Origin of the sequence: Methylobacterium sp. UNCCL125 (assembly GCF_900116795.1) — a bacterium.
Lineage (GTDB): Bacteria > Pseudomonadota > Alphaproteobacteria > Rhizobiales > Beijerinckiaceae > Methylobacterium > Methylobacterium fujisawaense.
In genome coordinates this window covers 86,011-112,440 of sequence record NZ_FPBW01000020.1, presented here as the reverse complement: position 1 = coordinate 112,440, position 26,430 = coordinate 86,011, and the positions used below count along the sequence as shown (strand labels likewise).

At 69.1% G+C, this 26,430-nt stretch carries 17 protein-coding genes and 2 pseudogenes; 7 read left to right on the top strand and 12 right to left on the bottom strand.

The features are described from left to right. From BM396_RS20605 to hpxZ, 5 genes and pseudogenes are all read left to right on the top strand, one after another. Nucleotides 1–972, top strand: a pseudogene (locus BM396_RS20605) (ABC transporter permease). 2 nt (nucleotides 973–974) lie between these two features. Next, nucleotides 975–1,802: an ABC transporter permease gene (locus BM396_RS20600; protein WP_043385407.1), complete on the top strand. Its 828-nt coding sequence runs from the start codon at nucleotides 975–977 to the stop codon at nucleotides 1,800–1,802. Further along, nucleotides 1,799–3,415, top strand: coding sequence for an ABC transporter ATP-binding protein (locus BM396_RS20595; RefSeq protein WP_043385410.1), 1,617 nt, complete (start codon nucleotides 1,799–1,801; stop codon nucleotides 3,413–3,415). Before BM396_RS20600 ends, BM396_RS20595 begins: the two co-directional genes overlap by 4 nt. Next, a complete protein-coding gene (locus BM396_RS20590) occupies nucleotides 3,412–4,593 on the top strand; it encodes an amidase (RefSeq protein ID WP_043385413.1) in 1,182 nt (393 codons plus the stop codon). Before BM396_RS20595 ends, BM396_RS20590 begins: the two co-directional genes overlap by 4 nt. Next, nucleotides 4,594–4,992: an oxalurate catabolism protein HpxZ gene (gene hpxZ, locus BM396_RS20585; RefSeq protein WP_170867491.1), complete on the top strand. Its 399-nt coding sequence runs from the start codon at nucleotides 4,594–4,596 to the stop codon at nucleotides 4,990–4,992. It begins immediately after the preceding gene. Between the two features lie 549 nt (nucleotides 4,993–5,541). On the opposite strand, the gene BM396_RS20580 is transcribed toward hpxZ, so the two are convergent. The 10 genes and pseudogenes from BM396_RS20580 to BM396_RS20540 form a co-directional block, all read right to left on the bottom strand. Then, entirely contained in the window at nucleotides 5,542–6,081 is a 540-nt protein-coding gene (locus tag BM396_RS20580; protein WP_081948720.1) for a tetratricopeptide repeat protein, read from the bottom strand. A 92-nt stretch (nucleotides 6,082–6,173) separates the two neighbouring features. Continuing rightward, nucleotides 6,174–7,955 carry a DDRGK domain-containing protein gene (locus BM396_RS20575; RefSeq protein WP_043385417.1) on the bottom strand — a complete coding sequence of 594 codons (1,782 nt, stop codon included), beginning with the start codon at nucleotides 7,953–7,955 and terminating at the stop codon, nucleotides 6,174–6,176. A gap of 71 nt (nucleotides 7,956–8,026) precedes the next feature. After that, nucleotides 8,027–9,037: a hypothetical protein gene (locus tag BM396_RS20570; protein WP_043385420.1), complete on the bottom strand. Its 1,011-nt coding sequence runs from the start codon at nucleotides 9,035–9,037 to the stop codon at nucleotides 8,027–8,029. Between the two features lie 44 nt (nucleotides 9,038–9,081). Beyond that, entirely contained in the window at nucleotides 9,082–11,697 is a 2,616-nt protein-coding gene (locus tag BM396_RS20565; protein ID WP_043385423.1) for a virulence factor SrfC family protein, read from the bottom strand. Between the two features lie 8 nt (nucleotides 11,698–11,705). Then, a pseudogene (locus BM396_RS20560) lies at nucleotides 11,706–14,597 on the bottom strand (virulence factor SrfB); the annotation flags it as partial. Between the two features lie 33 nt (nucleotides 14,598–14,630). After that, a complete protein-coding gene (locus BM396_RS33425) occupies nucleotides 14,631–14,816 on the bottom strand; it encodes a hypothetical protein (RefSeq protein WP_244538917.1) in 186 nt (61 codons plus the stop codon). A 66-nt stretch (nucleotides 14,817–14,882) separates the two neighbouring features. Further along, nucleotides 14,883–16,262: a hypothetical protein gene (locus BM396_RS20555; protein ID WP_043385426.1), complete on the bottom strand. Its 1,380-nt coding sequence runs from the start codon at nucleotides 16,260–16,262 to the stop codon at nucleotides 14,883–14,885. A gap of 12 nt (nucleotides 16,263–16,274) precedes the next feature. After that, nucleotides 16,275–18,053 carry a trypsin-like peptidase domain-containing protein gene (locus tag BM396_RS20550; protein ID WP_043385504.1) on the bottom strand — a complete coding sequence of 593 codons (1,779 nt, stop codon included), beginning with the start codon at nucleotides 18,051–18,053 and terminating at the stop codon, nucleotides 16,275–16,277. 33 nt (nucleotides 18,054–18,086) lie between these two features. Beyond that, a complete protein-coding gene (locus BM396_RS20545) occupies nucleotides 18,087–18,683 on the bottom strand; it encodes a tetratricopeptide repeat protein (RefSeq protein WP_236952841.1) in 597 nt (198 codons plus the stop codon). A gap of 285 nt (nucleotides 18,684–18,968) precedes the next feature. Beyond that, nucleotides 18,969–19,919 (bottom strand): S1 family peptidase, encoded by a 951-nt coding sequence (locus BM396_RS20540; RefSeq protein WP_244538916.1) that lies wholly within the window; start codon nucleotides 19,917–19,919, stop codon nucleotides 18,969–18,971. Nucleotides 19,920–21,548: 1,629 nt separating this feature from the next. On the opposite strand from BM396_RS20540, the gene BM396_RS20535 reads away from it, so the two are divergent. Further along, the gene (locus BM396_RS20535) at nucleotides 21,549–22,538 is read left to right on the top strand and encodes an IS481 family transposase (protein WP_043385432.1); all 990 of its coding nucleotides are present in this window, start codon (nucleotides 21,549–21,551) and stop codon (nucleotides 22,536–22,538) included. Between the two features lie 239 nt (nucleotides 22,539–22,777). Here BM396_RS20535 and BM396_RS20530 read toward each other — a convergent pair whose 3' ends face one another. Further along, nucleotides 22,778–23,860: a catalase family protein gene (locus tag BM396_RS20530; RefSeq protein ID WP_043385434.1), complete on the bottom strand. Its 1,083-nt coding sequence runs from the start codon at nucleotides 23,858–23,860 to the stop codon at nucleotides 22,778–22,780. 75 nt (nucleotides 23,861–23,935) lie between these two features. Beyond that, nucleotides 23,936–24,496 (bottom strand): carboxymuconolactone decarboxylase family protein, encoded by a 561-nt coding sequence (locus BM396_RS20525; protein WP_043385437.1) that lies wholly within the window; start codon nucleotides 24,494–24,496, stop codon nucleotides 23,936–23,938. A gap of 167 nt (nucleotides 24,497–24,663) precedes the next feature. Between BM396_RS20525 and BM396_RS20520 the strand changes: the two genes are divergently transcribed. Next, entirely contained in the window at nucleotides 24,664–25,740 is a 1,077-nt protein-coding gene (locus BM396_RS20520) for a catalase family protein (protein ID WP_170867490.1), read from the top strand. Nucleotides 25,741–26,430: the final 690 nt, after the last annotated feature.

Genomic DNA, 26,430 nt, shown 5'->3' with positions numbered 1-26,430 from the left:
GTGCGGCTCGCGCGGTTCCTCGGTTACCGGCTGCTGCTGGCGATCCCGGTGGTGCTCGGCATCGTCGTGCTCAACTTCTTTCTGATCCACCTCGCGCCCGGCGACGCGGCCTCCGTGCTGGCGGGCGAGAGCGGCGCGGCGAGCCCCGAATATATGGAGTAGCTGCGCCACAAGTTCGGGCTCGACCAGCCGCTTGCCACGCAGTTCGGCGTCTATCTGCTCAACATGCTCCACCTCGATCTCGGCTACTCGTTCCGCAACGACAGCCCGGTGGGAAGCCTGATCGTCGACCGGCTCTGGCCCACCGGGCTCCTGATGCTCACCGCCTTCGCGGCCGCGTTGCTGATCGGCACGCTCCTCGGCCTCGTGGCCGCGACCGGGCGCAACAGCTGGCGCGACGCGGTCATCTCCCTGGTCAGCCTCGTGGCCTACGCGACGCCGGGGTTCTGGCTCGGACTGATGATGATCGTGGTCTTCGCGATCCGTCTCGGCTGGCTGCCCACCAGCGGTTACGACACGGTCGGCGCCGACAACGAGGGCTGGGACGAGGTCTGGGACGTCGGCCGCCACCTCGTCATGCCGGCGGTGGCGCTCGCGCTGTTCTACCTCGCGGTCTACGCCCGGGTGATGCGCGCCTCCGTGCTGGAACAGGTCGGCATGGACTACGTCACCACCGCCCGCGCCAAGGGGCAGACCGAGGCGCGGGTGATGACCGGGCACGTCCTGCGCAACGCGCTGCTGCCGGTGGTCACCATGGCGGGCGTGCAGGCCGGCAACCTGATCGGCGGCTCGATCGTGGTCGAGACAGTGTTCGGCTGGCCGGGGGTCGGCACGCTGGCCTTCAACGCGCTCCAGTCGCGCGACCTCAACCTGCTCCTCGGCATCTTCTTCGTCTCGGCCTGCCTCGTGGTGGTGATCAACCTCGCCGTGGACCTCGTCTACGTCTGCCTCGATCCGCGGCTGGAGCTCTAGCGATGCGTACGGCTCTGGCGCGGTTCGCCCGGAACCGCCTCGCGCTCGCGGGCGCGGCGGTGCTCCTCGGGCTGGTCGTCCTCGTGGCGCTTACGCCGCTCCTCTATCCGGGCGATCCGTTCGGGCTCGTCGGCCCCGCCCTCCAGCCGCCGGGCGGCCGGTTTCTGCTCGGGACCGACACGCTGGGCCGGGACGTGGCCGCCGAGATCGCGTACGGCGCCCGCACCTCCCTGATCATCGGCCTCAGCGCGACCGGGGCGGCGATCCTGCTCGGGACCCTGATCGGCGGGCTCGCCGGCTATTACCGGGGCGGCGTCGAGGTCGCACTGATGCGGCTTACGGAGTTCTTCCAGACGATCCCCGCCTTCGTGCTGGCGATCCTGATCGTGGCGATCCTGTCGCCGTCGCTCTTCAGCGAGGTCGTGGCCATCGTGGCCGTCTCCTGGCCCGGCATCGCCCGCCTGGTCCGGGGCGAGTTCGTGGCGCTCGGCGGCCGGGAGTTCGTGCTGGCCTGCGACGGCCTGGGGGCGGGCGACGCCCGCATCGTCTTCCGCCACATGCTGCCGAACTGCACCGCGGCGATCATCGCGGTCGGCACGCTCCTGATCGGCACGGCGATCCTGATCGAGGCGGGGCTCGCCTTCCTGGGCCTCGGCGATCCGAACGTGATGAGCTGGGGCCTGATCATCAGCTCGGGCCGCGCGGTCCTCCGGTCGGCGTGGTGGATCTGTACCTTTCCCGGGCTGGCGATCCTGCTGACCGTTCTCGCCATCAACCTCGTCGGGGATGGCCTGAACGAGGTCCTGAACCCGAGGCTCCGAGAGCGATGAGCGACGCCGTCCTCGAGATCGAGACGCTCACGATCACGCTGCCGCCCGGCGCGGACCGGCCCAATGCCGTCACCGATCTGGATCTCGTCCTGCGGCCCGGTGCGGTCACCTGCCTGATCGGCGAGAGCGGATCGGGCAAATCGATGGTGGCCCGCGCGATCCTCGGGCTGCTCCCGGGCCCGCGCGTGCGCGTCAGGGGTGGCCGCATCCTGTTCGAGGGCGCGGATCTCGCCGCGATCACCCCGCGTCAGATGCGCAAAGTCCGGGGCGCGCGCATCGCGATGATCTTCCAGGAGCCCATGACGGCCCTGAACCCGCTCCACACGATCGGGCGGCAGATCGACGAGGTCCTGCGCATCCACACGCCGCTCGGGCGCGCGGACCGCCGGGCGCGCATCCTCGCGCTGCTCGAAAGCGTCCACCTCCCGGACCCGGCCCGGCTGCTGCGCTCCTACCCGCACCAGCTCTCGGGCGGCCAGCGGCAACGGGCGATGATCGCCATGGCGCTGGCGTTGAACCCGCGGCTGCTCATCGCCGACGAGCCGACCACGGCGCTCGACGTCACCACGCAGGCGCAAATCCTCTCCCTGATCCGCGACCTGCAGCGCGAGCACGGCACGAGCGTCCTGTTCATCACGCACGATTTCGGCGTCGTGGCCGACATCGCCGACACGGTCGCGGTGCTGCAGAAGGGCGTTCTGGTCGAGCAGGGGCCCGCGGCCTCGGTCCTCGGCGCCCCGAAGCATCCCTACACGCGCGCCCTCATCGCCGCCGTGCCGAAGCTCGTGCCGCCGCCGCGGCGCGCCGCCAGCACCGCCCCTCTGGTGGTGGAGGCCAGGGGGGTCGAGAAGACCTACGGCGCCCGCGGCCTGTTCGGGGGCCGCGTCACCCGGGCCCTCGACGGCGTGGACGTCCTGCTGCGGCGGGGCGAGACCCTGGGCCTCGTCGGCGAGAGCGGCTCCGGCAAGAGTACGCTGGCGCGGGCACTCACCCGCCTGATGCCCGTCGATGGCGGGGAGATCCTGCTTGCCGGGCACAGCGTCGCCGAACTGAGCCGCCGCCAGATGCGTCCGCACCGTCGGCGCGTGCAGATGGTGTTCCAGGATCCCTACGGCTCCCTCGATCCGCGCCAGCGCGTGGTCGACATCGTCGCCGAGGGGCCGATCATCCACGGCACCGAGCCGGGAATCGCGCGGGTCCAGGCATGCGAGATGCTGGCGCTGGTCGGCCTCGACCCCGCGGCGGCGCAGCGCTACCCGCACGAGTTCAGCGGCGGCCAGCGCCAGCGAATCGGCATCGCCCGGGCGCTCGCCATGAAGCCCGAGATCCTGGTGGCCGACGAGCCGGTCTCGGCCCTGGACGTCTCCGTCCAGGCGCAGGTCCTGGCGCTGCTCGCCGACATCAAGGCGCGGCTCCATCTCAGCATGCTGTTCGTGACCCACGACCTCCGGGTCGCGCTGCAGGTCTGCGACCGGATCGCCGTGATGCGGTCCGGTCAGGTGGTTGAGGTCGCGCCGACGTCCGAGATCTTCTTCGCGCCGAAGCACCCCTACACGAAGGCGCTGTTCGCCGCGGTGCCCGGCGCCCAATGGCAGGACCCGATCCCCGCATGACGACCGCGCAGCCCCTCTCGACGGACCCGTTCCTGCCCGGGCCGCGCGTCCGCGTCGCCGGATCCGCGACGGGGCCGCTCGCCGGCCTCACCTTCGCCGTCAAAGATCTGATCGACGTCGCGGACAGCCCCACGGCGGGGGGCAACCCGGACTGGCCGCGGGCCTACCCGACGCCGACCCGCCATGCCGGCGTGGTGCAGACGCTGCTCGATGCGGGCGCCTCGGCCGTCGGCAAGACGGTGACCGACGAAGTCTCGCTGGGAATCCTCGGCGAGAACGCCCACGACGGCACGCCGCTCAATCCGGCGGCGCCGGACCGGGTGCCCGGCGGCTCGTCCAGCGGCTCGGCCTCCGCGGTGGCTGCGGGCGCCTGCGACTTCGCCCTGGGCACCGATACCGGCGGCTCCGTGCGCGTGCCGGCGAGCTTCTGCGGGCTCTACGGCATCCGGCCGACGCACGGCCGCATCGACTTTTCCGGGATCTGCGTCCAGGCGCCGAGTTCGGACACCTGCGGCTGGTTCGCCCGGGACGCGGCGACCTTCGCGCGGGTCGGCGAGGTCCTGTTCGGCCAAGGCATGCCGGACCGTCTGCCCCACACGCTGCTCGTGGCCGCCGACGCGCTCGGCTTCGCGGACGCCGCCGTGCAGGAGGCGCTGGCCCCGCAGATCGAGCGTCTGGCCGCCCTCATCGGCAATCGCCGCGACGTGACGCTCGCGCCGCAGGGCCTGTCCGTGTGGCAGCGGGCGCAGCGCGTCCTGCAGAGCAGCGAGGCGTGGCAGACCTTCGAGCCCTGGCTCGATGCCTGCAACCCCCGCATGGCCTTCTCGGTGGCCCGCTCGCTGATCCAGGGCTCGATGATGACCGATGCCGAGCGCAGCGCTGCGAGTTTGATGCGGATCGAGGCAAGGGCCCGCCTCGCGCGGCTCCTGCCCCCCGGCACGATCCTGTGCCTCCCGACCACACCGTTCCCGGCGCCGCTGCGCGGGCTGCCGCTCGGCGCGCTGCATCCGCTGCGCGAGCGGATCGCCTGCCTGACGAGCCACGGCGGCCTCACCGGCGTCCCGCAGGTCAATCTGCCGGGCGCCCACGTCGATGGCGCGCCGGTCGGCCTGTCGATCCTCGGGGCGCGCGGGACCGACCTCGATCTGATCCGCCTGGCGGTCGCCCTGGAGGGTTGAATGGACGTGACGGTGAACCGCCCGGAGATCGTGGCCGAGATCGCGGCTTTGTTCGAGCGCTACGAGCAGGCGCTCATCGAGAAGGATGTCGCCGTCCTCGACGCGACCTTCTGGGACAGTCCGCACACGATCCGCTACGCGCTGGCCGAGAACTGCTACGGATTCGCCGAAATCCACACTGCCCGCGTGGCGGCCGATCCGCCGCCGGGCGGCACCAAGGAGGCACGGATCCGGCTGGAGATCCTGACGCTCGGGAGCGACTTCGCCACCGTCAATCTGGAGTTCAAGCCGCGCGGCAAGGCCGGCATCGGGCGTCAGAGCCAGACCTGGATGCGCTTGCCCGGTCTCGGATGGAAGGTGGTGTCCGCCCACGTGTCCATCCTGCCGATCGGGACGTGACGCAGGATCGCCGGGCGCGGAGGATCGGACACATCTGGGTTCGGTCAGCCGCTCGGCGCGTCTCTGCCGCCAGCCAGTCGATGTACATGTGAGCAGGACGCAGGCGTCCGCCTCTGGACGATTGCGCCGAGGAGCTGAACGGCTGAGATGTGTTGGCAGAAGGCCGTCCGCTTTTGCGGCAAGTCCCAAACCGAAGCAGACCAGCCGCTTACGGCCCGACTTCGTTACACTTGATCGCCCTCGCGCGCAAAACCGGGCGTTCGGCCTTGCGCCCAATCCGGCCGTTTATGCGCGTTCAGCACTGGCCGCGAAGCGGACATCAACCGTGCATTCGATTGCAGAAGCACAAGAAGGCTGGCATGCACCGCGCCATCGTCATATGCTCTGAATGGGCCGGCCACAGTTGGCGACTTTCAATTGAATGTTGCGGGATCGCGAGACAATTATTTGTTGGCGTCTGGTCGGATTGTCATTCAAGAGATTGGCGCGTGAAAAATACAAGTCTCTGGGGAAAATGATCAAAATCGGTCGATGCGCCGGGGACAAAAATTAATTACATCCAACGCTACCGCAGAGCGAATTAGTTGGATTGATCGACCAGGATGTGCTCGCAGATCCGCGCAGTATGTTAAGGGCACTTTTAGCTTCTTCATTATCAGGCTTTAGACGAAGGACCTCTTCGTAATCTCGAACAGCCGCCTGCGTGTTTCCGAGGGTGATGTTAGCTTTCGCCCTGTTGATGAGCGTATTGGAAAAGGTCGGCCGCATCGCCAGCGCACGGTTGAAGTCCGCGATCGCGGCAGTCGGGTTCTGCAGGCCGGCATAGGCGACCCCGCGATTGTGGAAGGCGTAGGGGTACTGATCGTCCGCCCGGATAGCGCTGTTACAATCCGCGAGAGCATCCGCAAACGCACCTCGGTCGATGTTCGCCCAGCAACGCCCATCGAGTGCGATCGCGCGCTGCCGTGGTGTCCGGGCCTCGGCCAGGAGGCGGCTGCATCCGCCGACGCGCATCTCCGGGTTCCCAGACCGACAATCCTGGGCGGCATCGGCCAGAGCGGAGGGGCTTGCAAGCACGATCGCCGCCATCAGGCCGGCGTGTACACATACGGTGAGGGTGCGTAATGGTGCACGCATAATCGATCAATCCTGCTTCCGGCTTGTCGGGCGGCTCATCGCTCTCAGCTGCAGCGATTGTTGAAGACGTCCCGGCCGGGCAGCTGCATCGAGTTCATCATGCGGAGCAGTTCGGCACGGTACAGATCGCTGAACTCGGCCGGGAAACGCCCCCCGATATTCGTGATCGTGCTGCGGTCGTCGCGCCGGATCGTCGCAAAATCGTAGAAGCTTCTGTCGTCGAAGCTGCCTTGAGCGACAGCCGTGCCGCGGCCTTCGAGCACGAAGCCGGCGCGAACCGGAGATGTATTGACCTCCTGCGCGCGGCTGATCTGGCTCCGTCGCGGCCGGATCTGCTCCGTGATGAACTGTTGCGCGCTCCCGCAACGCTCGTTCGGGCTGACCTGCACGTACATCACCACCTGCTCGCCGTGCTGCCGCGAGTGCCAGATCGTCGTGTAGGTCTGCTTCTGCGGATCGAACTGGTCGTTGGCGAGCGGCGAGATCTCGAGCAGGTTGGTCGAGTAGTTCAGCGTCCAGCCGGAGGCGCTTCCGACCGTGGTGCGCTGCTGCAGCTCACGCTGGCGGCGCTCCTCATCCGCACGGCGCTGGGCATCCTGCTCCCGCTGGCGCCGTTCCTCCTCCCATTGCCGATCCCTCTCGTCTTGCCGTCTGCGCCTCTCCTCCTCCTGGCGTCGGACCTCGTCCGCCTGCTGGCGCCGGGCCTCGTCCTGGCGATCCCGCGTGCGGGCGCATTCGACCGCGAAGGTGTCGACCAGGGCGCGGAAGCGTCCCGCCGGATAGGACGCGCTGTAGCTCGCGGTGGCTGTGGCGTCGTCGCAGGAGGCGACCGCCCGCTGATAGGCCCGCTGCTCCCGCCCCGCCTGCAGCCGGTCTTCGAAGGGACGGGCATAGGGATAGGTCCCCGTCATCGTCTCGCAGGCGCGGATCGCGGGATCGAGGTTCACCCCGCGCAGCGCGGCCGGCTCGGCATTTGGGTCGATCTTGTTGCACTCCGTCCGCAGGCCCGCGAAGAACCCCTGCGGGATGAAGGCGAACGACGTGGTGAGCGCGCCGCTCGCCCGGGGCTCCAGATCGCTGCCGGCGAGGCCCCGCTTCAGCGTTTCGTGCGACTGCAGAAAGGTCTCGCCTTCCTGCGCCATCGCGGCGAGCATGGGATCGCGCAGCGAGGCGCGGCCCGCTAGCGGCGCGCCCGAGGCAGTGCGGCGGCCGGCGCGTTCGCCGCCGATGACACTCGCCCCGGAACTCCCCGCCGCGGCATCGAAGTCGCAACGCCCGCCCGCCGAGGATTGACACTCGTCGATCACAACGACGAGTTCGCGGGTCCGGCGTCGGGCGATGCGGCGCAGCACGTCGCTCAGCCGCACGCCCTCGCTGTCGAGCAGGCCCGGGCGCTGTCCGGCATCGGCCGGGGTGTCCTGCGGCATCAAATAGATGTCGTCGGCGCCGCCGATGGTCGGCCCGAGGGCGAAGACCGCCACCTGGGCATCCTCCGGCAGGCGGCCGACGGCCTCGCGCAATCCGCGATCCAGCTGCGGGCGGTCGGCCGGCCCGAGCGTCCACACCTCGAAGCCGATGTCGCGCAGGCGCTTGCGATAGGCTTCCTCGTCGGCGTTGGCCGTCGCCGCCCGGCCGCCGGAGGCCGCGGCTTGCGGCACGATCAGCAGCGCGATCCGCTGCCCGGTGACGGCGCTGCTGCGCGCGGCGGCGGCCTGGACCGTCAGGCCGGGCGAGGCCGCGTGCCCGCCGGTGGCGGCGGCGAGACCGAGCGCGGTCGCGGCGGCCAGGCGCCTCCAGCGACGGCCGGTTCGGGCGGGCGGGGCCATGTCGGGGATCCTCGGCATCGGACGGGGTGAAACGCGCGGACGGACGAACATCGCGGGGCGGGTCGGGGCCATCAGGGACGACAGATCGCCCGGAGGCGGTCGCTGGCGCCATTGCCCTCGCACAGCGCCCGGAGCGCCTCGGTGTGGCGGGGGGAGCGGTTGCGCCACAGGGCGTAGTAGTAGGCGGCCCGCACGATGTCGGGCCGCGCCGCCTCGCGGTACGCCGCGTCGGCGTTGCCGGGGTCGTAGAAGCGCGCGAGCTGCCAGGCCGCGTCCGCGCTCGTGACCGGATCGGCCTCCTCGAAGGCGCGGAAGGCCGCGCTCCCCTGCCGGGAGGCGAGCGCCGTCTCGCCGAGCGCCAGGAAAGCGCCGGCCGGCGCGCGCTCGTCGACGAGGCGGGCGTAGCGCTGCCGCAGCTCGGCGGCCGTCAGGCGGGACTCCGGCTCGGGAGGCGCGGGCGGCGGGCCCGGCTCCTGGGAGGGTGCCTCACGGCGGGCCATGATCTCGGGCAGCCGGTCGCGGTACAGGTAGGCGCCGCCCGCGGCCAGCGCGAGCAGCATCAGCGCGACCAGAGACCAGAGCAGCCGGCTCTTGCGCGCGGGCGGCTCGGGCGCCGACGGAGCCGCGGGCGCAGCGTCCTGCGGCGGGGCGGGCTCCGGCTCCGGGAGCGGCACGGCCTCGGCGGCCGCGTCGGACGGACGACCTATACTGTCCCGGGTCAGCGTCGGAGCCGGTGCCGGAAGGCCGGCGAGGATGCCCCCACCGGACGGCGCGGGTGGTATGAACGGCCACGCGACCACGCCGAAGGAGGTGCCATCCTGCGCGACGATCTCGATCGGGACCAGCTCCTCGATGCGGTCGACGACGCTGGGACCGAAGCGCGCGACGGCTCGCCCGTCCCGCTCGGTCACCGCGAGGGGCGCGAGCCACGCGACCTCCGGCTGCCAGCCCTCTGTCCCGAGATGCCGCGGCTCGGTGTCCTGGCGGCGGAACGAGAGCAGCGGCGACGCCAGCGGGCGACCGAGATCGATGAAGGCGTAGCCGCCGGACTCGTCCTCGTCCTCGGTGATGCGGATCGTCATGGCGAAGGCTTCATGCGTACAGCGGAGCGAGAGGGCGGGGGCGGTCAGGCGGCGCGCGCCTGGAGACCGGCGAGGATCGCGCCGATCCGGGCGTTCTGAGCGAGGTCGACCGTGACGCCGGACGCGCTCTTGGCGTTGTCCTCGACGACCCGGTAGAAGCCGTGGAACCAGTCGGTGGCGTAGGTATGGGCGAAGGTCGCGGGGGCCTGCCCGATGCTGCGGGCATCGTAGCTGACCGGCCGGTGGGCGAAGGCGACCCGATCCCCCGCCTCGTCCTGGATCGCGGGGCGCTCGCCGGCCGGCGGGACGAGGGTGAACCCGAGGCTGCCGGTCAGCCGGTTGAGGCGGGTCGCGGCGATCAGCGCGAGCTTGACCGTCGACTGCTCGGAGCGCTCGACGGTCGCCAAATCCCGCAGGTCGGACGCGATGCCACCCTCGATGTCGGCCCGGCGGGCCAGGACGATCAGCTCGCTGACCACGATCTCCAGGGCGGTCAGCGGGACGGCGAAGCGGCGCGCGAAGTCCTCGGCCTCGATCGTGCGGCGCAAGGCCCCGATCCAGGCGGCGACCACGGCCCGCGCCATCGCGCGCTCCCGGTCGTTGCCCGGGCTCGACGGCTCGGCCCGGAGCGCCGGCGCCGCGCCCGGCCGCGGGATCGCCCCGGGGCGAGCGATGCGCGGCGCCGCGACGGGGAGCGCGGCCTCGGTGGTCGCGCCCTCGGCCCCGTGCAGAGCGTGCGCGAGCGCCGCGGGGTCCACCATGAGCGCCCGCAGGAGCGAGCCGAACTGGCCGGCCGCCACGACCCCATCGAGCGCGTCGAAGACCTGGCCGGCCGCCTCGCGCCGCTCGGCCAACCGCGTCTCGATGTCGAGGGCGACGTGGAAACGGGCGAGCCGCTCCCGCATCTCGGCGCGCAGGGCCTCCAGCCGGGAGGCGATCTGCTGCGCCTTGAGGGCCGGTCGGCAGACCCGCGACAGGTTCTCGACGAGGTAGCTCACGCCGCCGTCGTTGAGGCGGAGGGCCTCATCGAAGGCGCGGCCCGGATCCGCGAAATGCGCGGTTGCCTCCGGCAGGGCGGCGAAGCCGGCGCGCAGCTCGGCGATCCGCTCCTGCTTTTCGGGCAGGAACGCCACCTCGCGCCGCCCGTCGTAGCGGATGACCGATTCCGCCGGGTAGTTCGGGTTCCGGAACCAGTAGGTGTTGCGGAACGGCGCGCCCGGAATCCATTGCCGCGGCCACGTGTGCGCCTTCCCGAAGAATCCGAGCAGCGAGGCCTCGATCCGGTTGCGGAAGCGCAGGCCCGCATCCTGGCCGACGTCGCCGGCCTTGTCGACGAAGTGGCTGTCGAACCACGTGAGCACGAGGAACAGCAGGTTCGGCAGCTGCGCCCGCGCCTCCGGGCTCGATCCGTGCGTGAGCGTGATCCAGCGCTCCACGAGGTCGGGCAGCGTCACGACCTCCTGGTTGGAGGGGCGGACGCACAACATCATCGCGGTCAATTCCTGCTCCGCGACGTAGCGGTCGAACAGGTAGGCGACCTTGCCGCGCAGGAAGGTCTCCTTCAGCGCGTCCGGGTGCGCGGTCAGGAAATGGGCGAGATCGACCTTCTGCCGGCTGCGGGCGCCGGGAAAGTCGAGCAGGTCGGCCTCCTGCAGGAAGGGTCGGGGCGTATCGGCAATCTCGATGCGCAGTTCCGCGGTGATCGCCGCCACTGTGGCGCGGGCGAGCGTGACGACCCTGCCGCCGGCCCCATGCACGGTCAGGGTGTCGTCCGAGCTCGTCGCCCCGAGACCCGCCAGGGTCGCCACATCGAGGATGCTGCCCTCGCGGGGCACCAGCGCGGCGAGCGGCGCGTAGATCTCCTCCGGATGATCGAGGCGTTCCAGCGCCTCCGCGAGTTGGCGGTAGAGGCCCGTGAAGGCCGCGTGCCCGCCCCAGAGCGGCGCGAACAGACGGGCGCGCCCGTCTAGATCGAGGCCCCCGGCCAAGCTGCGGGCCTCATCCCAGTAGCCGGCGAGATCGTCGAGAGGCCGTGTGCCGCGGGCCTGGTCGCGCACGTAGTCCTGCAGATCGTCGATCGCGACGTCGTTGAAGCGCGACGTGCCAGAGCGGCCCTGCGCCTTCAGGCTCGCCAGCAGCGCGGCAATGGCCTCCGGGCTGGGCGGCGTCTCCTTGATGGCGTCGCCGTCGTGCAGGAAGGTGTTGGACAGGACCTTGACGAGATCGGCCTCGCTGAGGACCCGCAGGCGGACCGGCGCACCGGGTGGCGTCCGCCCGGCCGTGGTACCCGCACCGGCCGTGAAGCGGGTGACCAGCCCCGTCGCCTCCTTCTCGCCGATCGGGTTGATCTCGGCCAGGAAGTCCACCGACTCATGCCCGTCAAAGCGGGCCCGCAGGGCACCGTCCTCCGGACGCGCCAGGACCTCGACCAGATAGGATTTGCCCGCCTGGCTCGGCCCGAACACGCCCGCGCACATCGGCCGTGCCGCTGCGCGGGCCAGCCGCTCGGCCCGGTTGGCCGCCTTCCGGACGTAGCGGATGAGATCCGCGCGCTCCCGTCCGACCGCGCCGGCATTGGCCTCGTCGTCGAGCCACTGCTCGGCGTCCTCGGCAAGACGACCCGTATTCCTGCAATCCTGGGCCAGATGTTCGGTCGACATGTTTGATCTCAATCCAGGGCAAGGATGCCGGTGTCGAGCCAGTATCCCTGCTCCGAGGCCAGGGTATCGAGCACGAGCTCGATCTTGCGTCTGACGTCGAGACCGTCCGCGTCGTAGGCGTCGGTGATCTCGAATTCTTCCTTCATCGACTCGGAGCGCAGCAGGGCATCCGGCCCCTCATCGTCGGGCCGGCCGTCGCCGCTGCGCTCCAGGGTAATCTCCAGGGGCAGCCGCAGCTGCGTCGCCTCCTGGCCGGCGCGCATCCGCAATCGGTAGAGCGGTGTCGCGATCCAGCGCTCCACCGGCAATTGCCGGTACCCCAGGCGCATCGGCGCGTAGTACCGGAGCTTCGCGCTCATCGCGGGTCCCTGGCGCCGGGCCGAGGCCGGGGCGTCGAGATCGACCTCGCGGAAGACCAGGCCGGCGTCGCGGAGCTGGCCGCTCAGCTCCAGCTCGCCGATGTAGCGGGCCGTGGAGCGCAGCGCGAGGCGGCGGGTGAACAGGGTGAAGTTGGTGAGCTGGCCCTCCGCGAGCGCGCAGAGCATGCCGCCCACCGCCGTGGTGGTCTTGGGATCGCCGATGCGGCGGTTGTCCCGCTCTCGGAACGGGTACCACGTGCCGGCCTGATACTGGTGGAGCGGCACGATTCGGTCCGGCGAGACCGCCAGCTTGTCGACGAGGCAGTCGACGAAGGCTTGGAGCCGGGAGGGGCGGCCCGAGAGCAGGACCACGTCGACGTCGAGGGCGTGCACGGCCTCGCACAGGTTGTCGAGGACGAGGTCGAGCGTCGCGACCACGCAGGCGCCGACCACGTCGGCCCGGCTCTCGAAGACGCAGTCGGTCAGGGCGAAATCCGCCGCGCCGCCCGCGCGGGCTGGGATCTCGAGGAAGTCGAGCAGGCGCTGCTGCGGCAGGGCGCGGCGCAGGATCCGGCCGCCGCGTTCGGGGAAGAACTCGGCGAACGGGCGCGCGGTGATCTCCGCGCCCGCCTCGACGTCGCCGAGGATCCGCAGGCCGATCGGCTCCAGCACCCGCGACACGAATTGCCGCCGCAGATGCTTTTCCTGCTCGGCCATGTTGGCGCGGTCGCCGCCGAAGCGCTCCAGCAGCAGGGCGTGCGGGTCGGGATGCCCGGCCGACCGCAGGGCCGCCTCGATCGTGGGCAGGACGAGGCGCTCGATCACCCGCTTGAGGATGTCGTCGCCGGCGATCCGGAAGCCCTCGCGGAAGTTCTGCACCGGTTTGATCGCCCGGTTACCCTCCGCGTAGTAGGTGGTGATCATCAGGTCGGTGGTGCCGCCGCCGACATCGATGCTGGCGATCCGCACCGATGGTTCCGGGGGTATCTCGGGGCCGGGCGTGGTGTCGGGCTCGGCGAAGGGCCGGGGGCGGCCGACGAGGCGCAGGAAGCCGTCGACCGCGCCGCCGAGCTTCTGCGTGATCTCTCCGTACAGGTAGACGAACTGGACGCAGCTTGCCTCGTCCCAGGCGACGTGGACCTCGGGCTGGGTCAGGCCGGGGGGCGGATTGTCGGCCCAGCCCATGAGCTGCCAGATGAGCTTGACTGCTCCCTCGGCGCGGGACCGGAGCAGGCGCTGCTCCTGGACCGGCATGGCGGGCGGCAGGGTGAGGATGATCCGGCGCAGCTTGCGTGGGGCGTCCTTCGTGCGCCGCCGCTCCCGCACACCGGCGTTGTTGATGGTCGAAAGGGCGTGGCAGATCACCTCGGCGACCATGAAGGTGAAGAAGGACGAGCGCGAGAAGGTCAGGCGCGAGGCACCGACGCGGTCGTCCGGCAGGACCCGGATTCCGTAGCGCTTCCTGTCGGCGTCGAGCTGCGCGATGACGTCGCCGCGGCTGTTGACGAATTGCCGGATCGTGCGGTCGATCAGCGGGCTCGTCCCGTCGGCGCCGTAGTCGCGGTCGGGGAAGCGCCATTCCTGGTTCACCGGGCGGACGTCGCACAGATAGCGCTTCGGGCTCGACAGGCCGCCCACCGCCTCGGTGCCCTGGGCAAGCTCGCGGAACCGGCCGGCCTCGGGCCCGACCCGGACGGGGCTTGGCCAGAAGAACGCCCGCGGGCGCGCCGACAGGCGCGAGAGGTGATCGCGGCCGAACCGGGCGTGCGACAGCTCGACATGGCTTTCGAACGGCTCGGTGTAGACCTGCTCGGGCTCGGAAAGGTCGCGCAGCTGCAGCACGAACGAGTTGTTGAGATCGACCCGGTCCTCGTTGGGGTGGGACTCGATCAGGATTCCGCAGGTGCGGCTGTTGCCGATATCGAGGATCAGGTCGACCGTGACCGGCCGGATCGCCGGCTGCGCCGTCACCGTATCGGTCAGCCGCAGGGTCCGGGGCCGGACCGCCATCTGCAGGTATTCGAGGAAGACGAGATACCGGGCATAATGCTCCAGCGCATTCGGGAAGTCGGTATCGCGCAGGGGGCGATCGGGCCGCTGCGCCGCCTTGAACTCGCGGAACTGCTCCATCAGCCACGCAGGGACCCATTCCTGGAAGCCCGCCAGCCGGCGAGTCTCCTCGTCCTCCCCGGCCGCGCCCAGGAACCAGCCGATGTCGCGAAAGCGGTGGGCGAAGCGGAACTCGTGCTCGTTGGCGGCATCCTCCAGGCAAGGCGCCGTGTAGGGCCGGTTCGGGCGCCGCTCGAGCAGCTCGGTGTCGAAGGCGAAGATCACCCGGTGGCTGATCGGGCTGTCCGGCGCCCGGTCGGCGACCTCGACGATCCGCACGCGCGCCCAGTTGGTCGGTCCGAGGTCGAGTTCCTCGCCGCCCTCGACTCCGGCCTTGACCCGCAGCATCGGCACCGGGGTCCATTTCTCCAGGAAGACCTCGAGGGCGCCGCGCTCGCCGACCGCGTATTCCCGGTCGTCGCCTTGCGCGGTCTCGACCGCGTCGGCGCCCGGGTCGTCCTCGTTCTAGGTCGGGAGCAGGCGGTAGGTCCGGCGTCCGTCGGCTCCGGGCGAGCCTGAGACAGCGCGCTCGACGAAGCGGCGGGACAGGCGGCCGACCGTGTCGATGTGGAAGGCGTATTCCACGAACTGGACGCCGCTGTGCGGGACCAGCCGGATCGTGGGGCCGAAGGGGACGGGGTCGACGAACATCGCGGGTGGCGGGTCTCGTGTGACGCGGGACGGCGGGTCAGGGAGCAACTCTGGGCGTCGGGTCGGTCAGGGCACAGCAGCGTTCCCGGTCGGGGCCTGGGGCCCGCTCTGCGGCGTTGCCGGAATCGGCAGGTCGAAGGACAGCACGGCCTGCGCGACCCTCTCCGCCGAGATCCGGCCGGTGCGCTGCTGGACGACCTCGCCGTGACGCGACAGGATGATCTGGAACGGGATCTCCGGCCTCGCCTCACCGTGACGGGCAAAAAGCCCGACCTCGACGCCGTAGCGGCCCTCTGGGGCGGGGGCATCGTCCCAGATCACGTGCTCCACCGGCCGGCTGGCGCTGCTCCCGCCCTTCTCGTTCTGGTCGGCCACGAGGCGGGCGCCGCAGGAGGCCCGGTGGTCGAAGCTGATGCGCGTGCGGTCCGGACAGACGACCTGGAGGTCGAGATCGGACGCGCCCTCCCACGCGAGCGTCAGTTCGAGACCCTGCCCGCGCTCGATGCCGGTGAGACGCCGCGCGAGGTCGGGCGGGATCACCTGCGGGGCCTCGAGTGCGGCTCGCCGCGGCGGCACCGGGCAGTTCGCATCGCAGGTGAGCGCCCGGCGCGTGAGGGCGAGTTCGGCGGCCCGCACGGCGCCATCCGTGGTCCGTATCGCCGCGAGGATCGCGCTGCCGTCGGGATCGAGGGCCACCGACGGTGCCGGGCAGTGATCGGGCAGCGCCGCGCGCATCCAGGCGGGCCAGTCGCCGCTGCCGACGGCGCAGGCGTGGAGGAGCCGATCCGCCAAGACGCCGCAGAGCAGCACGAAGACGAGCCAGAGGATCGGCGCGAGCCATGGCCGCCGCGTGGGCGCGAGCCGGACGCCGGGCCGCGGCGCGGGCGCTCCGGCCGTGTCTAAAGGCGGAGCCGGCGGCGGCGCCCAGGGGCTGCTGGCCGGCGCTTCCACCGCCGCGGCGCTCGCCGTGATCGCGGCGCCCCGCGCGACGGCCGGGCCGTCCGAGCCGGCACGCCGGAAGCCCCAGGCCACCAGGACCGGCTGGCCGTCGACCGACCACAGGTGGTCGGCGTCCGGGACAACGAGCGCGTCCCGCAGCAGACGGGCAAGGTCACGCGAGGCCTCGCCCTCGTGCTCCAGGCCATCCGCGAAGGCGGTGATCTCGGCGACCAGACGGGCCGCGGTCTCGCGCAGGGTCGTGGCGGCGACGGGATCGAGCGCGGTCACGGGCCGCGCGTCACCGTCGACCGCGGCGAACCACGCGAAGCCTGGACGTCCAGTGCCGGCGACCGCGACGGGGGCCGGTTCGGCGAACAGGTGTGCATGCGCCGGACTCAGACGGCGCGCTAACAGGTCCACGAGCTGCTCGTATTGCTGCCCGAGCTTCGGATTGACCGGGTCGAGGCCGAGGCGCGGCGTCTCGGTGAGCTTTGTGGTCGCTGGCATGATGACGGCCCCTCAGCGTGCCGGCGGGCGGGCGTCGCGCCCCGGCCGAGGGGCGGTTCGCGCGTCCGGCCGCGGAGCCGTCTGACCCGCCGGTGCGGCTGGCGCCTGGGCCGGCGTCGTTGCGGCAGCCTCGGCCGGCTCCGCCGCGGCAGTCACTGCAGGGCGGGGCGTCGCCTGGAGATCACACGGGCGGTCATCGAGAGCCGCGGTCACGCCGGCGCCTGCCAGAAACGCCGCGAGACCGTCGGCGCCAAGGGCGTAGCGCGCGGTGACCGGCATCCGGTCATCGGTGCGGCCGAAGGCGTTCACGCCGACGACGCGGCCGCAATAGTCGACGAGCGGGCCGCCGCTGTTGCCCGGTGCGATCTCAGCACCGTGCAGCACGAGTGTCACTGCGGCCTCGTCGTAGCGCTGCAGATGGTTGACCACGCCGGTCTGAACCACCGGGACCAAGTCGCGGCTCGCGGCAGCGTCGCCGTCCCGGAGCCGCGCGAAGGTCGGGTCGGTGCCGAGATAGAGGCCCGGGAACCCGGCCGCGACCACCGGCGTCAGCGGCCGGCCCGGCTTCGCGAGGGCGAGGGGCCGCCCCCCCGAGCGCGGCGGGACCCGCAGCAGGGCGAAGTCGGTCAGGGTACCCGGAGCGCCGACCTGCACCAGGGTCGCCGGGACGACGCCGGCGTGCCGCCCGGCGATCATCAGCGTTGCGGCGCCCTCGACGACGTGGCGATTGGTGACGACGAGATCGTCCGCGATGAAAAACCCCGAGCCGGTCGCGTCGCCGGCCAGGACCAGGACCGTGCTGCGCTCCAGCCGGTCGATGAGCCCGTCGGTGGCCGGCGTGCCGGGTCGAACGGATTCTGCCGGCGACGTTGACGGCTCGACGGCGGCGCGGGCCGCGGGCGGGGCGGTCGGATCCGCGGGCAGGCGCACACCCGCAGGGCTCTGCGGAACCAGGCCCGGAAGTTCCGTCCGGAGACGGGGGCAGGCGAAGCCTTCCGCCGCGGCGAGGGCATCGCGCCGGCGGCGAAGGCCGTCGAGCCAGGCCGTCTGGAAGGCCCTGGACTCGGCCGAGACCACCCGGGGCAGAGGCGGGAAGACCAGCACGCCCGGCACGTAGGAGAGCGCGACCAGGGCCGCCGCCGTCCCGGCGGCGACGACCGGCGCGATGCTGCCGCGCCAGGCCGGCCGCGCGGCGATCCCGTGCCGTGGTCCAGGCGACGGATCCTGGCTGATTGAAGCCGTCGGCTTGAAGCGTGCGGCCCAGTCCTCACGGCTGATCGGCGGATAGGGCAGGTGTTCGGGTGCGACCGCGCCAAGCGTTGATGCGTGATGGCGCACGCGTCCGCGCTCGTCCGCGGCCAATCCCTGAGGAAGCAATCCCCAGTCGACGAGGAGCGGGACGTCCCCGACCGCCAGCACGGCGGAAGGTCCCGCGAGGTTGAGGCACGCCGCCGTGAACGCCCCCGCCTCGCGGTCCCGCAGCACCGGCTCCAGCGCCGCCAGCGCGGCCCCGAGGCGGTGCCTGAGGCGGGCTGCACTGTCTGGATCGAGGTCGGCGAGCGGCCGGATCGCGCCCTTGAGATTCGTGTACCAGTCAACGCGTGCCGCGGCCGCCCCGTTGCTGCGCGAGATGACCGGTTCGGCGAAGAGTTCGGCAGCGGCGTCGCCGCCGTGCTGGCGCAGGAGCCGCCGCAGCCGGTCATACGCCTCGATGACCGGCCGGTCATCGAGGCGCACCGCATCGAGTCCGCTCAGCGTCCGGCTGGCGACGAAGCGCGTGGCGCCGGTCATGACCGCACCGCCCACGCGGCCTGCGGCCGCCGGCTAATCACAGCGCACGCCCGTGCCGGAGCCGTCGAGTTCAAGGCGCACGAGCGCGTCCCGCGCCTTCGTGGTGCCGCGCTCGGCGGCCTTCACGTACCAGGCTCTGGCCGCCGCCGCGTCCGGAGAGCCACCGATCCCGTTGTCGAGGGCGACCGCGTAGCAGTACATCCCTTCCGGAATGCCTGTCTCGGCCGCATCGCGGAACCAAGCGCGCGCCTTGGCATCACTTTTCTCGAATCGGCGCCCCTGTTGATAGAGGATGCCGATATTGACCTTGGCTGCACCGCTGCCCAGTTCGGCCGCGCGCCGATAGGCCTCGAAGGCATCGTGGTTTGCGCCCTGCCGGTCGTAGGCGCGTCCGAGCTGGAAGTGGAGGCGACGCAGGCGCGGGGCCTCAGCGATTGCTGCCCGGCACGCCGCGACGGCCGCGCTGGCGCGCAGATCCCGGAAGTTGACGGTCCGCTGTGCGTCGGGGGCGTCCGGATCCCACGGAGCGCTCGCCAGATGGTCGCAGGACTGGATAACCCCCACACCCATATCGCCGTCGCGTGCAGATGACGCGCCGCAGGACATCGCAGCGCTCAGCACGGAGGACACAAGGTTTATCGTGAATACTAGCTTGCTTCTGCTAGATCTGCTCAAGGCTAGCACTAGAGTGTCTCTCGAACACGATTGCTGCTTCTACCTAAGCGCTTGCGGGTTAACGCATATACAATCTCAAGTGGTTAAAGCGGTCGCGCAGCTGCCTGTACACGGCGACTCAGAGTGTTTGCCGCACGCCATGGCGAGGAAGCCACACACGTCCCGGGGCTTCCCATCGTGGTAGAACGCCGCCGAAACCTGCAGCGGCCGCAAGTGGATGCGGCTGCGGCCGTGCCGGCCTCAATGACAGGTGATCTGGACCGTGAAATCGCGAGCCTTCTCGGCGATCGCGGCTCCGTCCATTGGGTCCGTCATGCGCACGTTTATCGGCGCCTCGACGCCGTTCGCCTCGAGGAAGTTGAGGGCGATCGTCGACTTGATTGCGAAGTTGACGTTCTGCGGCACATCGCCTGAGGCGAACGCGACCTGCTTCGATTGCACCACCCCGATCACGTTGCCGAACTGATCGAGGGCGGGGCCGCCGCTATTGCCCTGCTGGACCGGCGCCGAGATCTGAATCTTGCGGGTGTCGTCGCCTGAACCCGCCGTCGCCGTCACGCTGCCGATGGTAAAATTGCCGGTCGAAGCCAAGACATTGCTCTGGGGATAGCCGTAAACATAGACGTTCTCGCCGAGCCGCGCGCGAATCGAGAGCGGCGGCACCGCTTTCTGCGGGAAATCGGTGGTCAGCACCGCGAGGTCATTGGCGGCGTCCCGGGCCACGAGACGGGCCCGCAGGGCGGTATGGCCGGGCTGCTGCACAGAGATATCCGAGCACGCTTCGACCACATGGTTGTTGGTCAGCAGATGCCCGCGTTCCGACACGTAGAAGCCGGTTCCGGTGCTGGTCATGCCGGCTTCGCGCTTGCGCGGGCTATCGGGCGCGGGCTCCGCCTTTGCGGCCGCCGTCGTCACGTCCTTCTGACAGCCGATAACGGCGTCGAAGGCCTCCGTGGATCCGACGAGGGACAGGACGGCGATCTGACGTCCCTGGAAGATCACGTTGATGCTGCCGGACGCGGACAGGTCGGCCACGAAGCGTTCCTTCAGCCCCGACTGGTACAGCCCGTGCGCGTCCCCGCGCTCGAACCCTGTGAATGTCCCCTGCCACTTCTGGCGGCCCGCTATCATCCGGAGCTCGTACTGCCCGCCGACCTCCAGCGAGCGCCACTTGGCGTTGGTGAGGGCCAAGTACGACGCGCCACGGGCGCCGTTGAAGCCGAACCACAGCGTGGTCCCGTCGCCGTAGCTCGCCGCCGCCAGGCAGCCGCCGAGGCTCTCGCTGTAGCCGATGGACCAGCCCGCGACTTTCCCGAAGCTCTTGTCGACCGTCAGCTTCGGTGGCGCGGGCGATGCCGCGGCGGGGTGTGCCACGCCGCCGACGACCGCCAGAACAGCGAAGGCAACCTTTATGCGAGACATGCGCGTCGATCCGGCGTGCGTCCTGGAAGTGGCTCTCAGCGCGTCTGGTTGATCGAGGTCGTGGCATTGCCCCGCGGCGAGGCGAAGGGATCTGCGGACGCGTTCACGACCTGCGCCCCCGTCGGGCCGGCGGCGGGCTGCATGGGCTGACGGTTCGCACGGACTACCTTCCGCCGGGGAGCTGGCACGCGCCGCACTTCATGGATGACACGGACGGTACGGCGCGGCGGGGCATAAACGACGACGGGTCGCTCACGCGCCGCCTGCGCGGCAATCGAGCCGGCGATGACGCCGCCGAGGACGCCTCCAGCCAAGCCGCCGAATACGGCGCCCGCGCTTTGCGCGTGGGAGGGCGCTGGAGCCAGACCCAGTGCGATGATCGCACCAGCCGCGCCGGCCGACAACAAGAAACGCCCTCGCATCAACTCACCCTCTACAGACCAGGCTCAGAAGTGGCCGCGTCCTGATCTAAGCTTAGCCATATTCAGGGCGCTGTGAAGGGGGATCGATCGCATTTTGCATATTTTAGGTTGCCTGGCCCTGAAAAAGGGCAACGGAAAGTTACGTAGACGGGGGGAGCAACCGGGAAGGAGATTCCACGGGCTGTCAAACGTTGTATATTTCAAAATTGTCCCGAATCGGAGCGGCCTTGATACTATAAAATAACTCTTGATATTGAGTTTTGGTAAATCCAACTATAATATTCTGTCGGGCAAGATTTTGTCGGATTCTAGGCAACGACGACGCGATCAAACTTTGAATCGCGCAATTATTTTATTATTGTCGGGTTTGATTTATTTTCGATTTCGATCAAGGTAAAAACTACAATATATCAGCTTATGATAATTATCTATGCTTACATTATTAAATAAATTAGAAATATAAGCGAAATGACATCTACAGATTTACTGCATTGAATGAAACCAATATGCCGCTCAGCGCATCAGTCGGTTGGCGACGGGCCCGTCTGCCTTTACAGCAGATCTATCTCAAAGCACACCTTCCACTTGCGGCCAGTCTCCGTCGTACTTGACCGCCATCGCGCGCGAAACCGGTCGTTCGCCCTTGCGCCTATCCCGGCCATTCAACGGGCTGTGACGGCACCCTCTAAACGGACGCTCCCAACTCGAATCGAGCGTCGCATAAGGTCGGTTTACGGAGCGCTGGGGCTTACATGGCAGCAGCGTGCTGACGGTGACGAAGGGGCTGGCGATGCCGCGCAACGTCATCGTGCGCAAGCGACCAGAACGTGAACGACCGTCTGGCTCGAAGACAGCCGTTCTTCGCCGATGTCGCCCCGAGACGGGGTGATGCTCTACGAGGCGGAGGTGTTCCCGCTAGGTGTTTGATCCCGCGATGTGGTGGTACGGTTGACCACCATGCGGTGAGGGATGGGCTATGGGCCAAATTCTCCACGGCAGCGCCCGCACGACGGAGGCGATCCGTCGCGCAATACAGCTACGTCAAGAGAGTGTGAGAGCGGCGGCCAAGCGCCACGGCGTCAGCCCGACGACGATCCAGAAATGGCGCGGACGGCAGTCGACGGCCGATGCCGCCATGGGGCCGAAAGAAGCTCGGTCGACGGTCCTGACACTGGAGGACGAGGCGACCATCGTCGCCTTCCGCCGGCATACCCTGTTGCCGCTGGACGACTGCCTCTACGGCCTGCAGCCCACGATTCCGCAACTGACCCGCTCGTCGCTGCACCGTTGCCTTGAGGGGCACGGCATCAGCCGCCTGCCCGAGATGGAGGGCGACAAGCCCAAGAGGAAGCGCTTTGCCGATTACCCCATCGGCTACGTCCACATCGACATCGCCGAGGTCAGGACGGAGGAAGCCAAGCTCTACCTGTTTGTGGCTATCGACCGAACCTCGAAGTTGGCTTTCGCCAAGCTGGAGACGGAGGCCAACCGCGACACCGCTTCAGACTTCCTCCGCGCGCTGGTCGCGTTCGTGCCGTACAAGATCCACACGGCGCTGACCGACAACGGGGTGCAATTCTGCCATGCCCCGCGCAACCGCTCAGGCCCGACTGCCCTCTACAGCCGGCACATGTTCGACCGCGTCTGCCATGAGCACGGCATCGCGCATTGCCTGACCAAACCCAACCATCCCTGGACCAATGGTCAAGTCGAGCGGATGAACCGCACCATCAAGGACGCTGCGGTCAAGCGCTACCACTACGACACGCACGAACAGCTCCAGGCGCACCTGCAGCTCTTCGTCGACGCCTACAACCATGCCCGTCGGCTGAAGACCCTTTGTGGCCTCACGCCCTACGAGCATGTCCTTCAGGTCTGGACCAAACAGCCCAAACGCTTCAAGCTCGATCCGTCACACCACATTCCGGGACCATACAGTCCTGCGCGCGCCGGCCTACCGGCGTGACGTAGTCAGTTTGTGAGCGTTATGCCTGGTTCGGAAAAGGCTCGCCATAAAGGCGGACGATCTCTCCCGACGCAACCCAGTCATTCCGTTGAAGAAGCAAGCATCCTGAAAGCAGGTATTCGGTGAACCCAGCTCCACCGAATGGTCGCTGATTTGCGGATGGGCAACTCAGGCACCCATGCTTCTCAATGCAGACTGACTGCTGGCGCGACCCCGCGTTCCGGCGTAGTGGCAAATGCTCAAGCCGGGATGCTGTCCGGCGTGGCCGTGTTCTCGCCGGTGACACCGTTCGCGCGATGTCGGAAATCGCTGAGGGCCCGATAGACCTGGAGCCGTGCCCGCATCACCGAACCGAGCGGACGGTGTTCCGAGAGGCTGTGCGCGGGCCGAAAGGTCATCACCTCATCGAAGTAGCGCACCCGCTCGGGGGAATAGGCATCCTGGCGCGGCAGCCGGAGCGTCGCCACCGTGCGGTACGGGCTGATCGCGACCGGCCAGTCCACCGAGGCATCCTCGATGGGCTGGCGTTCGGCATCGGCCCAAAGCTGCGCCTTTATTTCGAAGACCACTTCGTGGTTGCGGAAGAACGCCGCGGCTGCATGGCGGAAACCGTCCTCGTCACCGTGCGGGTCGAGCCGCCATTCGGCCAAGTCCCACTGCGCCTGCGAAGCCGGGACCGCGCCGAGCTTGGCGACGTAGTCGCCAAACCGCATCGGGGCTTGGCTGAAGTAGCTGTCGGCGAGCGGATGGCTGTAGGGATGGCCCAGAAAGTCGGCCATGGCGCTCTCCGTGCCGAAGGCATGCAACATCCGGTTGAGGTTGCGTGCGGTGGCAGCGACCGCACTCTTCACACCCTCGGGCAGTCCGGTCGCCTTGCCGATCACCGTGCCGTCACGCAGGAAACCCGCTGCCGTCCCGGACGGAAAGGTCGTGCCGGTCGCGAGCACGAAGTCCTGGGTGTCGACGTCGTGGCCGGGCAGCTTCTCGCCCGTCACTCCGAACACCTTGATCGACATGCCGCGATGGGTGGACACCCGGTCGCCCAGGGTCTCGCCCGGCCCCTGGGCGAAACGCACGGCTACCTTGTGTGTCCCCGGCCTGGCGAACAGACCTTGCGCGAGTTCGGGCGGCAGGCCCTCCGGGATGACCAATTCGCCGACGACGCAGGCTGAGCTCTTGGCGTGGCTCGCGCGCACCGCCTGATGCTGGCGCTTCTCCACGACTTGCGATTGCTGGGTCATCCCCTGGATGATGCCGTCGATGGACGTCTGCTCGTCCGGCGCCGGCGTCTCGATGTCGGGGGCATAGCGAAGGTAGGTCATGAGCGTCTCCTCGGCGTGCGGCTCGCCTCTGGGAGTGTTTGACGAAAGCCGAAGTCAGGGCGCGGGATCGACCTGCTAGTCCGGGATGGGGACGTCGAAGCCGTCAAGCGTCGTGCTCACCATCGCGTGGAGGCCGACGAGGTGGATCAATTCGGCGATGCCCCGGGGTCCGAAGGCCGCCTGGACACGGGCGTAGACAGGTCCCGGCAACACGCCGCCGGCGTTGAGCGCGGTGGCCGCGTCGTAAACGGCCGCTTCGTTGGGCGAGAGGTCCGCGGGGCGCTGACCGGCCGTGATGGTGGCGATCTTGTCCGGGGCCAAGCCTTTGTCGCGGGCGATCCTCACATGGGCGTAGAGTTCGAAGGCGGCCTTGAACCGGGCGCCAGTGGCCAGGATGGCAACCTGTCGTGCGTTGTCCGGCAGGGCGCCGCAGGCTGAAACTGCCTCGGTCAGTTCCCAAACCGCTCTGCCGATCCGGGGTTCGTGGAGCCAGGGTTTGAACGGGCCGAGGAGCGCACCGTCTGCCGTGGCCGTCTGGAATCCCTGGAACTGCTTGGCGATGCCGGCCCTGAGCGTGTCGTAGAGATCGCGCTGCTCGTCGTTGAGCTCACTCGGGGGAATGGGAGGCAGGCGCAAGGCGATCGCTCCGGCGCGAATTGGCAAGCCGCACCGCCGATAAGCCGTCCGCCCGGCGGACGTTCCATAGTTCGTTCATGGGCAATTGAATGTCGCGCAATGCGGAACGTCAGCTACCCGTGGCTGTTCTCTCTCGGCCGTCGCCAGGAGACAGCAGGAGACAGACCGTGCAACCACCCGTGCGATACAGTCCCGATGTCGAGGCGGTGAGGCCAGACGAAGGGCAGATCATCGAAGAGCTGAACGCAGCCTTCGACAAGATCCTGACCAGGGTCGCAGAGGATTCCGGGCACGCGGTGCGCTCGGTCCACGCCAAATCGCACGGCATCCTCGAAGGTACGCTGACGATCGATGCAGACTTGCCCCCCGAATTGGCCCAGGGCCTGTTCGCTCGAGCGGGCGAGCACAAGGTCTACATGCGGATGTCGACCAACGCCGGTGACATCCTGCCTGACGCCGTCTCCCTACCCAGGGGCATTGCCTTGAAGGTCCTCGACGTCGAAGGCGAGCGTCTCCCGGATGCGGAGGGGACAACGCAGAACTTCATCATGGTCAACGGCACGGTGTTCCAGGCGCCGAACGCCGAGAAATTCCTCGGCAGCCTGAAGCTTCTCGCCGGCACGACCGACCGGGTGGAGGGGCTGAAGGTCGCCGCCTCCACCGTGCTGCGCGGGGTCAACAAAGCCCTCCACGCGGTCGGTATCGACAGCCCCACCATCGGCTCCCTCGGCGGAGCCCCCAACGTCGACCCACTTGGCGAGACCTATAACAGCCTGACCCCGTTCCGGTACGGCGACTATATCGCGAAGTTCTCGCTGGTCCCCGTCGCCCCGGCGCTGACCGCCCTCACCGGCACCGAGATCGACGCTTCCGGCCGCCCGAACGCCATCCGCGAGACGGTCCAGTCCGAGATGGCCGGCATCGCCGGGGAATGGGAGTTCCGCGTGCAACTCTGCCGCGACCTCGAACGCCAGCCGGTCGAAGATCCGACGGTGGAGTGGAAGGAGGACGAGGCACCGTTCCAGCGGGTCGGCGTCGTCCGTGTCCAGCCGCAGGACAGCTGGCACCCGGACAGGGTCCAGGCGGTCGATGAGGAGATGCGCTTCAGCGTCTGGACCGGGCTCGCCGCGCATCGGCCGCTCGGCAACGTGAACCGCGCCCGCAACGCCCCCTACCGGCATTCGGCCGAGTTCCGCGAGCGCTTCAACCGCTGCCCGATCCACGAGCCCGGCGCGCTGCGCTGATGATGGATGACAGGGCGCGGCTCGTCCGCGCCTTTTTTGAAGCGTCCGCGACCGCAACGAGATTCGGTGGGAGGCCAGCATCGCACCTGATCTCGTTGACCCGACCCGGGCCTCGACTTCGAGGTGCGCGGCCCCGCGGGTATCCGCACGCTCACCGCGATCCTGCGTGGTGGCCTGTCGTCGAGGGCGGCCGCGTTTCCAGGGCAGACAAACCGGCGAGGTCCAAGGCCCGTCGGCCACCGGGGAGCCCATCGACATCGTGGTCATGGACCTCTTCCGGGCCGCGGCCGGCCGCTGGGCAGACTTGGCTGAAGGAGACCGCCTCGATCCAGATCAGTCCCTGCGACCGCGGCAGCTATGCTGAGGTGGTGCGGCCACGATCGCTGGCCCAAGGCCTGGATGAGAAGCGGAAGTGCATCAGAGTCAGAGTTGCGCGCCAAAATATAATATTCGACGCTGGGATCGAGTTCAGCCCCGCGGGGTACGGTTACCGTGGAGAGAACCGAAATTTGTTCATGGTGGTCGCTTCGATCGGTTTCTCCAAAGCGGATCCACGCCGCTCTAGCCGACGGAGACACTTTCCCGCGTTCTGTGTCGGGGTGGAAGCTCGCCCAGAACCGTTGGTCTGTCCCGGAGAAGAGTCGCCGGAAACATGTGCGCGCCCCTACCGACGCATGTCGGCCCTGCGGA